Genomic DNA, 13,964 nt, shown 5'->3' on the forward strand with positions numbered 1-13,964 from the left:
GGCGATCAGGCAGATCCGTTCACGGATCGCCTCACCGATCGTCCGACTCCGCCCGCCGCTCCATTTTGGGTCCAGCGCCGCGAACCCCCGCTCGTTGAACGCATGGATCACGTCACGGACATAGTCCTCGCCCACCTGCAGCAACGAGGTGATGTCCCCGACCGCCTGGCCCTGGCCGGACATCAGCACCACGATCGCCCGGCGCAGCCGTACCGGATCCTTCGCGGTCCTGGTGATCCGTTGGATCTTCCGGCCTTCCTCCATCGATAACGGCCTCACGAACACGCTCGGACGACGAGCCACAACCACCTCCCGCACTCGACATGCGGGACCAGCCTCGCCGATCACCCCAACCGATCGATTACCGGGTCATCCCTCTGTGACACGCCACTAGTCGAGCTGCACCGGTTGCACGCCAGGGCGGGCAGGCCCAGCCTTGATGACATGGTCAAGCGACAGGACCGGGACCTGAGGGACCGGTTCGGTCGCGACACGGTTCATCGCCTGTTCAGCGACTGCTGGGAAGCCCCAAAGCTGCCACTGCTCTACGAGGTCGTGCGCATCCTCGCCACCATGGCGCCCGGAGCTGATGTCGAGCGCATGTGGGACCGGTTCGATCGGCTGTGGTTGGCCGTCGAGCGCTACGAGGCGCTCGATCTAGGGCAGGGATTCCTGTACGACGGTGTGGTCGCGGACGATTGGTCAGGAGACCATCATGGCTGATCGCGTGGTGCGGATGGCGCGGTCCCGGGCGGTCCTCGTGGGCGTCGCCAGGTACGACGACCCGTCGCTGCCAGACCTGCCTTCGGCCGACCGGGCTGCCGAGGACTTGGCGCGGGGGTTCGAAGAGCTGCCTGCCGGCGGTGCGGTGCTGGTCGACACGGTCGTCGACGCGGATCGGCACGAATTCGTGCGGGCTCTGGTCGAAGCCTGCGCCGACGCCGAGGACCAACTCATCCTCTACTTCTCCGGGCACGGCGTGCTGTCACGGTTCGGCGAGTTGGTCCTGGCGACCCGCGACTGCGACCCGCGTGCCCCGGAGCTGACCGGGGTGCCGTGGAACTCCGTTCGCGCCGCGCTCGCCGACACCCAGGCCCGGTCCGTGATCGTGATACTGGACTGCTGCTTCAGCGGCGCCGCCGACTCCGCCCTGCAGGAAAGCCAGCAGATCGCCGAGGCCGCGCCTGCCGGGAGCCGGGGACCACAGTTCACCTACCTCATGGCTGGCCGCGCACCGTGGCCGTATCAGCCTGGTGTCCTCGGCGCAGCCCTGCGCACCGCCATGGACGCCTTTCCCGTGGAAGACGGCGCCTCACCGGATTTCGCCGCTTTGGCGGTGCTGTTGCGGCACGAGATGACGGGCGTCAGCCAACCCAAGCTGGCAATCTCGGACTCGGGGTCAACAGCGAACGACCACCGGGTGAGCCCAGTCTTCATCACGTACCGGGTCGAGGACAGCGGCTTGGCCGCCGCTATTGACCAAGCCGTAGCCAACAGGTTGGGCAAGGCAGCGGTCTTCCGGTCCACTAGGTCTATCCCAATCGGAGCGAACTTCCGGGAGGTCATCGCGGACAGCATCCGGCGAGCTCAGGTCGTCGTGGCTGTCATCGGTCCGGACTGGGAATCCCGGTCGACCGCCCCGGACGACTGGGTGGTCCACGAGATCGCCACAGCGTTCGAGCACGGCATCCCCGTCGTTCCGGTGGTCGTGGGTGCTCGGGGCCCGGTGCGCGCCGAGGACGTGCCCGAACGGATCCGGCAGCTCGCCTACTTGCAGTTCCTCCAGGTCCGTGCCGACGCGCCAGAGGTGATCGACGCGGTCGTCGGACGGTTGCTGGAGGTGCTCTGAGCCTGCCGCACGGTCCGTGCGGAGCGCCCTGACCAGCAGTGGCGATCGATGAGCCACATCATCTCGCCGGCCCTCGGTGAGATCGTCCGAGTGCGTGAAGGCTACTGGTGGGACAGCGCTGTGCGCGGATCTGGTCTCCAGAACCCTCTAGGTCCGGCAGGGCCCAAGTCCGGTTAAAGTCGATTGACAATCCCTCAGAGACCCGCGGCGACAAGGTCACGCAGCAACCTTGCACCGGCCTGGATGCGGTCTTCGGTGTCTACGTGCCGGTTGTCACGCCACTCTTGCAGTATGACCAGCTTGAGTTGCTCGTCCAGGCCAGAGTTGGCGCGGATCTCATAAAAGCGTTCGAGAAACTCGCTGTGCGACGGAGGCTTCAGAACGAAACCATCCACCGCGCAGCGCAGGCCAGTGCCACTTTTGCGCAGGAACATCGATCGCGTTTCCTCAACGTAGCCGCCGATGAAAAACGGACCTTCCTCCCCGTCGATGACGTCCCCGCTCGCTCCGGCCTCTCGAACCAGGGCGGTGAGATAGGGATCACGGTATTTACCGTTCATCTGGGTCTTGTTGAGCATGCAGACGCGATAACCCATCGCGCCACCGACACTGGCGTAGATTCCGGAAGCGCCCTCGCGCATCGCTTCATAGCGCACGAAGTAGTAACGCCAATCGAAGTACCCCTCTTGCTCTCGTTCGCGCAGGAACGCGTCTCGGACTTCACGTAGCGAGGTGTCCGGTGCCGTCCCCGCCGCGACGGCATCGAGGACCGCACCCATCGCCGTGGCAGTGTTCACCAAGTTCGCACGAGCAGTACCGGTGAGCAAGTTGCGCCACGGTTCACCGTTCGACGGCGAACCGAACTGCAGATCCCGAGCGTTGCGACGGCGCGCGTACTCGCCCGCCGCGAGGAGTGCTCCGGTGAGAGCGCGCCACTTGACAGGCGCGGCCATCAGCGATTCGAAGGCGGTCACGCGGTGTCCGAACGTATCCGCGTCAAGTTCGAATGCTTGCAGCGACCCGTGAAGGAGTTGGTGATCTTCGAGCCGGAAAAGTGCCGGGGCAAGGTGGGGATGCTCGTCGAGGAAGGCCCACTTGGCGAGTTCGTCCTCGGCCTGAGCCTTGTTGAAACCCTTGATCTCCTCGAGTGAGCCGTGAACGATGATGCGCTCCACGTCGGCAACCAACGCGGGTAGCCGATGCGGACGGAACTCGCTCTCGGATGCTTCGATCAGGTTGCGCAGCACCCGCAGGCGGCGCGGGAATTCGTCGGAGGGATTAGCACGATTCAGGATGACGGCCAGGAGTAGCAGCGTACGACCGTAGCTGAATCGTCCCTTGTACCTGCTGTCGTAGTGGCGGCAGCAAGCATCGAAAAGGTTCACGTTCGCGTCGGTACCGAAGAGCAGCAGCAGCCGCCCCTCATCATCGGCGCTAACCGGCCTGAAAGTGAAGATCCGTCGGAACTCCTCCGCGATGTCGACCTCAACCCAGGTGTCGAACGCGTGGAAGAGAAAGGTCAGGCACTCATCCGCTTCGACTCCTTCGGTTCCGAACAGCCGCAACGCGCGGTTCTCGAAAGAACTGCCGTTCGGAACTCGTCCCAAGCGCCACTCGCACACGTCGGTGATGAATGCGATGTAACGCATGAACTCGTCATCCACGATGTCGTCATTACCGCGATAGCGCCACAAGATGTCGGACCACACCCCGTCGACCCGCTGATCGAAGGCGATGGCCTTCTCCCCGGCCCACGAGATCGAGCGCTCGAACCGGGCCTTGAAGTTCTCGAACGCCGTCAACGGCTTGCCCCGCGAGTTCATCTTGATGTAAAGCTCCTCGCCGGAGCCCATCTCGTCGATCGGCAGGAGCTGGAAGGAGATGGCCGGGTCATCAGCGGAAACCAGCCGCTCCCACGCGAGGCGCGCATCGCAGTCGCCGAAACGCTCGTGGATGGCGCGGATCATCACCAGCATCGCCTGAATGGTCGGATCGTGCTTCCAGACGTACAGATACCATGACTGATCGACGATCCACGCCGTAGGATCTGCCACGTTCGGCGGCGCCACCGCCTTGACCAGCCGCTGGCAGAACAGGCGAGCGCTGGGCCTAGTGGCGTACGAGAAGCTCATCCAGGGTTGTTGCTCGGCGATCTGCCCTGCCCGGTAGCCCAGATACCAATGCAGCAGGAAGAGGGTGGTCAGGCGCTGCTGTCCGTCCAATGGGCGTAGCGTGCCGTCCTCGACATCCCCGTAGATGAAGTCCAGTCCCACCTTCTCGTCGCCAGCGAGTGCGTCGTAGAGTACGTCGAGAAACCGCGCCCGGATCTCCTGCACGCGGCCGTCTGTGCGCCCTTGCGCGTAGTCGCGCTGGATGAGCGGGATCTCGATGCTCCTCACCGCGGGGGCGTCGGCGGTGGCGTCCGATGAGAAGAGCCCGGTGTAGGACGTCAGGTATTTGGCCATCAGGGAGCATCCTCCTCGAGCAGGTATGGAGCGATGTAGCTCTGCATGGCCGCGAGGTATCCGGCGCGATCGCGCTCGCCCCAGAAGTGGACCTGCTGCCCTTCCGCGTCGGTGTAGTACTTGAGGAAGACATTGCGGGTACAGACCGGGATGTAGGAGCCCTCGCGGTCCCGTTCGAGAATGCTCCGGCGCTTCACCTCGAAGGCCGAGTTGCTCAGCGCGCTGTTGTCTTCACTCGACAACAAGGCAAGGTTCGAGATCGTGTCGATGTCCGCACCCTCCCCGGCCCGACTGAACACGCTGCTGAGTTCTTGCTCGAGTGGCTGGAAGGTCTCGGCTGAGATGTCGTCGAGGGCACCGTTGATGCGTCTCGTGAGGTCAGCGCGCTGGGAGTCGTCGATCGTGGGAAGGCCAGCCAGGGCGTTACGGTGCAGGCGGAGCCACTCCTCCCACTGGGCCGCGCGATTCAGCGGCTCGGCGTTCTGAGCATGAATGTGTTCGATACTCCATTTCCGGGTCGCATGCTCCTTGAAGGAGAATCGCTCGGAAGACAGCTTCATGCGCCGCACGGTTTCGACGTTCATCAACAACAGGACAGCCTCGGCCCTCCAGTTTCCATAGCGAAGCTCAGCAACGTCGGACGGAGACAGGTTTAGGTCGTTGCGGATCCGCGCGTCCAGGCGTGCATCAAACTCGTGCTTCGTGCAGTCGTTCGACAGCGCCACCAGGCCGTCGAAGCGCTGACCCCTGGCGATGAGATAGCCGATCTTGTGGAATAGATCGCGGTTGTCGTACCACCCCATGACAAGCGAGTGAAGGTCGATCACCTGGTTCCAAAGATTCTCAGATGACTTCTCGATCTGCGGCCGGAGCGTCTCGAAGGTGTGGAACATCGGACGCGGGTACGTTTGCGGCCTGCCTGCGAGCGTGTCGAGCAGGAGGGTGATGTGTGTTGCCTCTGGGGCGGACTTACCGGTGACGAAGGCCCACACCTCCGGGATGCGCAGGTCACGTTCGATGATGTCCCACTGCGCGGCGATCTCGCGGTCGCGTTTGACCTGGCGACTGCGGGTCAGGATGAGAGCCTTGACGAGTTCGGCGTCGGTGAGAGGTATCCGCCCGATGTTGAGGCGGGTGAACAACGTGGTCGACTCGACCTCCGGAGGGGCTTCGTACCAGATGACGTAGACCGACTCCGAGAGGTACTTGTAGAAGTTGATTGCTGCGAGCGTGGTGTTGTCTTGCTCTTCAAACCATTTTCGGATGCACTCGAAGGCGCCGAAGATGTGGAAGAAGTCGATGTTGCTCTGGCTATCCTCCGATGTCGGATTCTGCAGGTACTCCGCACTGGCAGCGCGTGTCTCGTATTCCAGCGAATACTTCAGACTCGCAGTCGGGAGGTGGTGTCGGATGTAGCGGAGAATTAGGGACAAGGTCGTCAGGCGTTGTTGACCGTCGATCAGTTCCCACTTCTCATCGTCCCGACGCTTCACCACGACCGGTTGCAGAAAATACTTATTGCCCGCGCTCTCGTGAATATCATCGAGGAGCCGCGTGACTTCATCGGATCCCCAACGGTAGCCGCGCTGATAACTCGGCACGAAGAACTCGCCGGCGATGTTTCCCACCAACTCCGGCCGTAGATCGGTGGTGACCGTCTCACGTTCCACACATCGAGGCTAACGGAGCCAGCCAAGCGGCGACGTTCCCGGGTTCGACAGTTGACATGGCCTAGAGCGACCACACGTCCGCTGATGCCCGGAGCGAGCGGTCGAACCATCGGGTGCTCGTGCAGTGAGAGCGGGCCTATGTGCGACCAGGGCGTCTCCAACCCTGCAGGAGATCAACGGGCTGGAGCTCGCTGGCAGTGGCATGACCGTGGTGCGCACGATCGGCCGCCTCGTGGCTTGAAACCCGTGCCGGTTCCTCGGACCCGATCGGGCGAAGAGCGCAGCTCGTGAGATGTGGTTGCCGTGCCATCCAACGGAGGTTGGGCTTATCGGAGGCCAGTGGCGGCGCGTTGCCTCCTGTCGGTTGGTGATCTCGGTACGTGCCGCCGCCCTGGCCGGACCTCGGGGAGGGCACCAACCTGCGCGAGGTCGTTGTGCGGAGGGCCGGACCTCAGTTGTGTAAGTCAGCCGGAATGCGGGGACGTCCATGAGTCGGACCCGGCGGGCGCGAAGTCTTCGTAGGCCTGAAGTTCCCACTCGAGGTTGTCTGCCACGGCTCGCCACCGCGCCAGCGGGCTGTCGAGAAGCTCTTCGGCAAGGCTGTGACCGACGAACGTGGTGGCGCTGGTCAGGGCGGGCGCCACCTCGCTGCGGTTGCGCATGCGTGAGGCGACGTCAGCGAAGGAGTACGCGCCGTTCTCCCCGGCGACGTGGGTGAAACCATTGCGGACCTTCTTGTACTCGGGCCACTCCTTCGCCCACTGGCTGAGCACGGTGGAGCTGACGTAGCGGCGCATCCCGGCGATGAGCTCGTTCACGCTCGCTTCCAGGTTGGATCTGCCGCCCCTTTGTGGGCGTAGGCCGTCCGCGAGCCCGCACGCCCGCCACAGCACGGCGCTGCCAAGCATCTCGGGCCACTCGTCCACCTCCGGCAGCCCGACTACGTGCTGCACGAGTCCCTCGTAGGCCAGTTGCACACTGCGGTCAGCGAGCGGTTCGCAGAACACAACGGGCAGCGAGCGGTCGTAGTCGCCAACCACCTGCCCGAGGCTCCAGGCGACGAGCGCGACTCGACTGTGGTCCCGGACGAGCTCCGGCGGGTCGCCGGCGGTCCGGTCGCGCACGGCCTGTTGCACGGCCTGGTTGATCTCGTTGCTCGGTCCGTAGCCGCGCAGTCCGGCAGCGATCCAGGCGGCAAGGGCTGCGTGGTCGGCGTCGAGCGGCTGATACCGCTCCTGCGGGTCCGGCAGGGTGAGCCGGTACGCCCAGAGCGCCTCGTACCGCTGGATGGTCAAGCTGAGCCAGTCGAGATCGCGGTCGATGTCGGCTAGCCGGTCAGCCATCTGTGTGGCGCAGCTGCTCTGGAGCTCCTGGTACAGCTCAGCAAACACCACGGGCGCCAGCCGTGCGGTCAGCTCCACAGCAGCTGCTCCAACTTCTCGCTCAGTGGGGCGTGGGGAGACGGCTGCTGCGCATGGGCATCCCCGGAGGCGGACAGCGCGTCGTGCGGCACGGGCAGCTGCGCCAGGGTGCTACGGCTCAGCCTGGGAATGACGCCGCCGGTGATGAGGGTGCCGCGGAGCGTTTGAGCGGGCTCGCTGCGCAGATAGGCGGCCAGCGCTTCGCCATGGCTGCGGTCGTGCGGCTTGACCAGCAGCACGCCCGTCCCGGCGATGGCTGATTGCGTGACCAGGGCTGCCCGTCCGCGCACCCCGACCTCGACAACTGCGACGTCACCGGGCTCCGCGACTACACCGGTCCCCGGCTCGGCCCAGCGCTGCACCTTGTTCCCATCGACCGACCGACCGTTGAGGACGGGCAGGGCGCCTGGCCGCGGCTGCTCGAAGACGCCAGGCGGGTTGCGGCCAGCGATGATAGTGGCGAGTTCCTTCAGTGGAACGCCGTCGTTGAAGACCTCGGGTGTGGGTGTGACGAGGTAGCGGTGCCACTGGCCGTCAACTGGCAGCGTGGTGACGCGCCACCAGCTGCGCCCTTCGGAGCTCACGGCGACGCTGGTCCGCGCGTGCAGCGCTGAGAGCTGGGCGTAGCACGGGTCGGCGGGCGGGAGCGGTACCGGAACGGGCGTGTTGAGCAGCGCGGTCAGCGGGAGTCTCCCGGTAGTGCCGACCGTCAGGGTTCGGCGCAGCGCGCGTCCACGAGCAGAGCTCAGCGCGGCCCACAGCCAGAGGCCGGTGGTCGGCTGCTCTGGGCGCAGCGCGACGAAGTTGACGAAGGTCAGGGCGCGGTGCTGCTCGCCGATGAGCACGCAGGGGCCGTCACCGAGCTGCGGCACCAGGACGTCACCGAGGTGGGCGGCGGCGTCCGTACTCCCGACGCGCAGGACGAGTCGATAGGCGCCACGGCCACGGCGGGTGCGGACATCACCAGTGACGGTGTCAACGCTCCCCGGACCGACAACAGGTTCGTCCTCCTTCGCCTCGTTGCGCGGCGTGCGCACCTGCACGAGCGCACCGAGCGGAACGAGCGGTTGCTGACCCCACAGCTCGTCGGGCGTCGGCGCGAGCAACGCGGTGACGTCCCAGGTTGCTCGCTCCCGCAGATTGAGCACAGCAGTGACGGGACTACTCACCTCGGCCGCCAGCGCCGCCAAGCATGTGCGGTGCGTCGAGATGCTTCAGGCACTCGGTGAGCACGGAGCCGCCGGGGGCGAGCTCCTCCGCCCAGTTCGCCTCGAGGTTCGCGACGAACGTCTCGCCGGGCTGAGCACGGTCAACGACCAGGATCGTCGACGGGATGCTCGTGCCGGCGTACGCCCCGGCTGGCAGCCCGATGAGCGCAGCGACGCGCCACTTCGCCGCCAAGTACGCGCGGTACCGCGCCGCGTCTCCGCTGCGGAACGTCCACCCACGGCTGATGTGCAGGACAGCGCGGCCGCCTGGCGTGAGGCGGCTCAGGGCGACGTCGATCGCGGCCAGCTCACCGTCCTTCGTCGTCGCACCGCTGGACAGACGGAACGGGTCGGGGAGTCGCAGGCCCAGCGGCGGCTGCGTGAGGACCGCGTCGACCGGATCGCCATCCTGTAGGCGGAAGCTGTCGCCGACGCGGAACTGCAGCGGCACTGGGCAGAGCGCACCCACCGCCGAAGCGAGCTCAACCACGTTGGAGTTGATGTCCGTGCCGGACAGCTGCACCACGGTGCCAGCTTCCACTGCTCGGTCGGCGACCGCCCACAGGAAGGCACCGAGGCCAGCGAACGGATCCTCGACGCGCGGAGGGACGACGTCGCCGAGGAGCTGAGCCACTGGCCGAGCGAGCGCTGGCTGGCTGAGCAGCGGCTCGAGATGCCTGTCGCGAGCCAGGTACTTGCGGACGACGTCGCGCACGGCGAGCCACCGCGTTGCCGGGTCCATCGGCACGGTCTGGTCAGCTGGCACAGTGGCCGGGCTGGCGAAGCGAATCAGCAAATCACGAACCGCGCCCAGGGCGGCATCTGGTCCGGCCTCGTTGCGGTGCCGGTTGCTCTCGGCCCACAGGTACTGCTGCAGCAGAAGCTCGACGGTGGAGATGTCACGCAGCTCGCCGCCGGGCCGGTCCGCCTCGGCAGGGCCGTCGACCTGCTGCAGGCGGCGCAGGCCGCCATCAGCCTCGAGCCAGCCGTCGGGGGTGACGAGGTAGTGCAGTCGGGTTCCGAGGATGTCGCGGGCCAAGGCGAGCTGGTCGAGGACGAGTTGCGGGTCGTGAACCCTTCGTTGCTTGACCTCGACGACGACAGCGGGCTGCAGAGCGCCGGTGCTGTCTGCGGCGAACGCGACGACGTCGAGGCGATGCTCCTTGCGGGTGGTGGGCAAGCGCATGTCGGCGAGGACGAGCGGGTAGCCAGCCGCCCGGAGGTCCTCCCGGACCCGGGCCAGCAGGTCTCTCTCGCTGTTCACAAGCAGTACTCCCCGTTCGTCTTGAGCAAAGCTGCGAATCGTTACACAAACGAACGTTGACCGCAACTCTCCGTTGCATTGTGCATCCACAATGCCGTCCATACCACCTCTCCCAAGGCGCTGAATGTGGTCGTCTGACGCGTAGCTCAACGCGCACGCAACGCCGCGCGTCAGGCCTAGCTGTATTGCCCTGTGAGGTTGGGGACGCGGCTGGCGGGTGGTTGCCCGGTTAGTGAGGTGTCCGCGGTGGTGGTTGTAGGTGTGCAGCCATCTTGGCAATGCTGCTCGGCGTTCGGTCTCGGTGCGGTGGGGCTGGCTGTAGGCCCATTCCTCGAGCAGGTTCCGGTTGAACCGCTCGACCTTGCCGTTGGTCTGCGGCCGGTACCGGCCTGAGTATCCGCTCATGCCACTGACCAGGCATAAGCATGTGTGCGATGCCGCCTCGGTACTTGTGACCTGGTCGCAGGTCGTGGTCTCGTGGGCGACCTGCTCTGCGGTTTCCTGTGCGATGGGCCAGCGGCCGATGACACTGACTTCGTCGCATCGGACGCCGTTCGGGTCGGGTTCGGCCCCAGCTGGTGAGGTGTTGCCGCGTAGAAGCGCCGCTCGTCAGATATGGAGTCGCACCATCCGTCTGGAGGCCCAGCCCTATCGGAGGCCAGTGGCGACGGCATTTCCTGCTGTCGGTTGGTGATCTCGGTACGTGCCGTCGCCACTGGCCGGACTTCGGGGAGGGCACCAACCTGCGCGTGATCGTCTGCACAGGGCCGGACTTCGGGGAGGATTACCAAAGGATGGGACCTGGGCTGACCAGCGGTTTTACACCGGTAGTCTGGTCGTTGAGTGCCGGTTGGTGCTGTCTTCGTCCAGTTGAGTGGGTGGTCCGTGGGCGCGGACATGCCGACCCGTCCACGGACCACCGCGGACATCTTCGCGATGCCGTCACGGTGGTCAGACCGCCTCGTTTCGATCAGCCCGTACGGTGGCTGGTCTGCCCGTCCGGCGCGGGGGATCCGCGCGGTCGTCAGTAGTTCTCCCTCACGTACTCGTACGTCTTGTTGAACAACTCGCCCGTCACGGGGAGTCCGAAGTTCTTCAGGGCGGCCCGCAGTTCCTTGCGGACCTTCTTGTCCCCGGCGTCGCTTTCCGTCCATCCGGTATAGGCGACTTCCAGAACGATCGAGTCGATCCTGAAGACGATGTCCGGCACGATCTTGTGCAGGCCCGGAGGTGTGTTCTCCTCGACGATCTGTGTGAGCGCGCCGCGCTTCGGGTCGACGAGTGGCTCCAACTCCTCAAGGCGGCCTTCTTCGGCCGCCCGGTCGGCCGCGACGACGTCCTGAGCAATCTGTAGTGCCTGCTCCAGGAACGCGAGGGACTCCTCAACGCTGGTGATGGCCTTCTGACGCAACTTCTCGATGCGTGCGGCGAGGCTCTGGTAGACCGGACTGTCGGACTCTTCCAGGCGGCGCTTCAGTCGACTCTCAATGCTGTCCAGGACTTCCTGGTAGACGTCGCCCGGCTTCGTGTCCGGCGACTCGACCTCCGGGATCTTCAATTGCTCGGCGATCTTTTTGATCAGTTCGAGGCCGGCCGCGTCGAGCATGACGTTCTTCGTCCGGTTCACCCGCACGGTCACGTTGCTCATGTGACCGTGGACGAGATCCTGCGTCTTGGCGCCGAGCCGCTCCCACAGGAAGGCCTTGGACACATCCTTGGGTCGGATCGACTCGTAGACCTTCGCCAGCCAGTAGTAGGTGCCTTTGAACGGGGCGAGCATCGCGTTCGGATCGAGGAACTCCCACACCGTCTGGATCGAAACGAACCCCTCGACGAAAGCGTCACGCTGTGGAGTGCCGTCCTTGATCCGCTCATGCGCCTCCGCCAGGGAGGCGAAGCCGGAGTCGGTCTTGTCGATGCCCGCGAACATCGCGTCGAGTTTGGTCAGGTCGCCCATGAACTTGGCGACCAACTGCGAGACGTCGACGATGTGGAGTTCGTCTGTCTCCCCGGTCTTGGGTTGCGGGCCGACCAGCGATTCGCCGATTGCTTTGGCCAGGCCGATGTAGTCGACGACGCGGCCGTAGTCCTTCCGCTGTCCGGTGACGGGGTTCTTCCACGGGCGGTTGGGCCGCGTGATCGTCTGGAACAGGTTCGCGGCCTTCAGCGGCTTGTCGAGGTACAGCACTCCCTCGATGGGCGCGTTGAAGCCGGTCATCCACTTTGCGGTGACGACGACGAAGCAGAGCGGGTCCTCGACCTTCTTGAAGCGCCGCTTCAGTGTCTCCTCCTGCTCGTCGGTGAGCAGGTGTTGCTTCAACGCGGTGGGAGTGTTCTTGGAGTCGGCGACGTGCATCACGACGCCGACCTCGCGTTCCTGTCCGTCGGGCATCCGGGCGACCGCGCCGCGGCGCTTCAACTCCGCCTCGATGGCCTTCGCGTAGGCGACGACGAGCCGCTGGTTGTAGGCGACGACTTGGGCCTTCTGGCCGAGCGGCGCGACGTACTTCAGGTAGTGCTCGACGATGTCGGTGCAGACGGCCGCGATTCGCTCCGGGTTGGAGAGGACGGTCTCGACGTGGGAGGCCTTGCCGGAGAGGTAGACCTTTTCGTCCTCGTCCAGGTGTTCCTGTTCGGCCAGCTCCTCGAACGCCTCGTCCAGGTCCTCCTTGTTCAGCTCGAAACCCACAGAGCGTCCCTCGACGATCACCGGCTTGGTGAACCCGTCGATGATGGAGTGCTCCATTGTGTAGCGGCTCATGACGAGGTCGGGATCGTCCGGGTCACCGAACAACTTGAAGGTAGAGCGGTCCTTGTCCTTGATCGCTGTACCGGTCGCGCCGAAGAACTTCGCGTTCGGGACCGCCGCCCGCCAGGCCTTGCCGAACTTGCCTTCCTGAGTGCGGTGGGCCTCGTCTACCAGCACGATGATGTTCGACCGGTCGTTGAGGTGACCGGCCTCCGCGAACTTGTGGACGGTCGTGATGACGACCCCGGGCTCGTCGCGCTTCAGGATCTTCCAGAGTTCCCGCTTGTTCGCCGGCACCGACATGCGCGGCATCCCGGCCGTCTCGAACATCTCCGCCGTCTGCCGGACGAGGTCCTTGCGGTCGGCGATGACGATGACGGTCGGCGAGCCGACCCCCGGATCCCGCAGGAGACGCGAGGCGGTGAACGCCATCAGTTCGGTCTTCCCGGAACCCTGGTGATGCCAGATCAGTCCTCCCGGGCGACCAGCGAGAACCTTCACGTGGATCGCGAGGGCGGCCTCGAACTGCGGGTACCGCGGCAGGAGCTTCACGTCCTGCTCGGAGGCGTCCCGGGCGTGCCGGTACATCGCGAAATCCTTCAGAATCGGAAGGATCACCTGCGGTGTGAGCAGCAGTCGGGCGGCGCGTTCGACGCGGACGGGCCCGGTCAACTTCGGGTCGTCCGCCGTCGAGCCCCACTTCGCCCAGATCTCCGAGTCGGGATCGGGGTAGCACCGGATGGGAGCCATGCGGAAGTCGAGGCCTTCGGTGGCGACGTTGAAGACGTTGGTGGCGAAGAACTGCGGGTACTCGGCCTCGTAGGTGCTGTAGATGTCCTTCGCCGCGTTGACCCACGACACCTGCTTCTTCACCGGGGTCTTCGTCTCGACGACGACCAGCGGGAAGCCGTTGACGTAGTAGACGACGTCGAAGCGACGGGGCTTGACGGCCCCGGTGATGGTGACCTCGTCGGCGACGATCAGCCGGTTGTTGTCGAGATCGCTGAAGTCGATGAGCCGCCGCGGCACGTGCTTACCGTCGACGGTCACGAACGAGTGATCGCCCCGCAGCATGACGGTGAGCCGCTCGTTGGCCGCCACGAGCCCGTTCTGGGCGTCGAGGATCGCCTGGTTGATCTCGAACAGGACCATGTCGGCCGACTCTGAATCCTCGGCGAGGTCCGGGTTCAGGGCGAGGAGTGCCTCGCGGGCCCACGGCTCGATGACGACGTCGTGCTCATCCCGAGGCAGATCCACGCCGGGCACGTGTTCCCAACCGGCATCCTCCGCCCAGTCGAGCAGCGACGTTTGAATCGTGCTTGCCTCGGTGAAGCCCAT

Annotated in this window: 9 protein-coding genes and 1 pseudogene; 2 read left to right on the plus strand and 8 right to left on the minus strand. The window is 65.2% G+C overall.

Annotation, left to right across the window (positions count from 1 at the left end):
• Positions 1-264: helix-turn-helix domain-containing protein (locus ADK67_RS32330; RefSeq protein ID WP_157620980.1), on the minus strand; the 264-nt coding region annotated here is incomplete at its 3' end.
• A 180-nt stretch (positions 265-444) separates the two neighbouring features.
• On the opposite strand from ADK67_RS32330, the gene ADK67_RS32335 reads away from it, so the two are divergent.
• Together ADK67_RS32335 and ADK67_RS32340 are read left to right on the plus strand one after the other, a co-directional pair.
• Entirely contained in the window at positions 445-723 is a 279-nt protein-coding gene (locus ADK67_RS32335; RefSeq protein WP_157620981.1) for a hypothetical protein, read from the plus strand.
• Positions 683-1,849, plus strand: a complete 1,167-nt coding sequence (locus ADK67_RS32340) for a TIR domain-containing protein (RefSeq protein ID WP_157620983.1) — start codon at positions 683-685, stop codon at positions 1,847-1,849. Before ADK67_RS32335 ends, ADK67_RS32340 begins: the two co-directional genes overlap by 41 nt.
• 194 nt (positions 1,850-2,043) lie before the next feature.
• Here the strand turns inward: ADK67_RS32340 and ADK67_RS32345 are convergent, their stop codons facing one another.
• The 7 genes and pseudogenes from ADK67_RS32345 to ADK67_RS32370 all read right to left on the minus strand — a co-directional run bounded on the left by ADK67_RS32345 (position 2,044) and on the right by ADK67_RS32370 (position 13,964).
• On the minus strand, positions 2,044-4,314 hold the full coding sequence (locus ADK67_RS32345) for a DUF262 domain-containing protein (protein ID WP_053720353.1): 2,271 nt from the start codon (positions 4,312-4,314) through the stop codon (positions 2,044-2,046).
• Positions 4,314-5,984: a DUF262 domain-containing protein gene (locus tag ADK67_RS32350; protein ID WP_053720354.1), complete on the minus strand. Its 1,671-nt coding sequence runs from the start codon at positions 5,982-5,984 to the stop codon at positions 4,314-4,316. Before ADK67_RS32350 ends, ADK67_RS32345 begins: the two co-directional genes overlap by 1 nt.
• Positions 5,985-6,448: 464 nt before the next feature.
• Positions 6,449-7,405 carry a hypothetical protein gene (locus ADK67_RS32355; protein WP_053720355.1) on the minus strand — a complete coding sequence of 319 codons (957 nt, stop codon included), beginning with the start codon at positions 7,403-7,405 and terminating at the stop codon, positions 6,449-6,451.
• Positions 7,396-8,595 carry a restriction endonuclease subunit S gene (locus ADK67_RS32360; protein ID WP_053720356.1) on the minus strand — a complete coding sequence of 400 codons (1,200 nt, stop codon included), beginning with the start codon at positions 8,593-8,595 and terminating at the stop codon, positions 7,396-7,398. Before ADK67_RS32360 ends, ADK67_RS32355 begins: the two co-directional genes overlap by 10 nt.
• Positions 8,567-9,979, minus strand: a complete 1,413-nt coding sequence (locus ADK67_RS55145; protein WP_082404152.1) for an N-6 DNA methylase — start codon at positions 9,977-9,979, stop codon at positions 8,567-8,569. The genes ADK67_RS32360 and ADK67_RS55145 overlap by 29 nt, the downstream gene beginning before the upstream one ends.
• Positions 9,980-10,053: 74 nt before the next feature.
• A pseudogene (locus tag ADK67_RS49540) lies at positions 10,054-10,261 on the minus strand (integrase core domain-containing protein); the annotation flags it as partial.
• A 640-nt stretch (positions 10,262-10,901) separates the two neighbouring features.
• On the minus strand, positions 10,902-13,964 hold the full coding sequence (locus ADK67_RS32370; protein WP_053720358.1) for a type I restriction endonuclease subunit R: 3,063 nt from the start codon (positions 13,962-13,964) through the stop codon (positions 10,902-10,904).

The sequence above is a fragment of the Saccharothrix sp. NRRL B-16348 genome (assembly GCF_001280085.1).
In the GTDB taxonomy this organism is placed as follows: domain Bacteria; phylum Actinomycetota; class Actinomycetes; order Mycobacteriales; family Pseudonocardiaceae; genus Actinosynnema.

What these genes read in the sequence shown, in the direction of transcription:
- ADK67_RS55145 (WP_082404152.1), bottom strand. Translation starts at nt 9,979, where the DNA reads ATGGACGGCATTGTGGATGCACAATGCAACGGAGAGTTGCGGTCAACG.
- ADK67_RS32370 (WP_053720358.1), bottom strand. Translation starts at nt 13,964, where the DNA reads ATGGGCTTCACCGAGGCAAGCACGATTCAAACGTCGCTGCTCGACTGG.
- ADK67_RS32345 (WP_053720353.1), bottom strand. Translation starts at nt 4,314, where the DNA reads ATGGCCAAATACCTGACGTCCTACACCGGGCTCTTCTCATCGGACGCC.
- ADK67_RS32335 (WP_157620981.1), top strand. Translation starts at nt 445, where the DNA reads ATGGTCAAGCGACAGGACCGGGACCTGAGGGACCGGTTCGGTCGCGAC.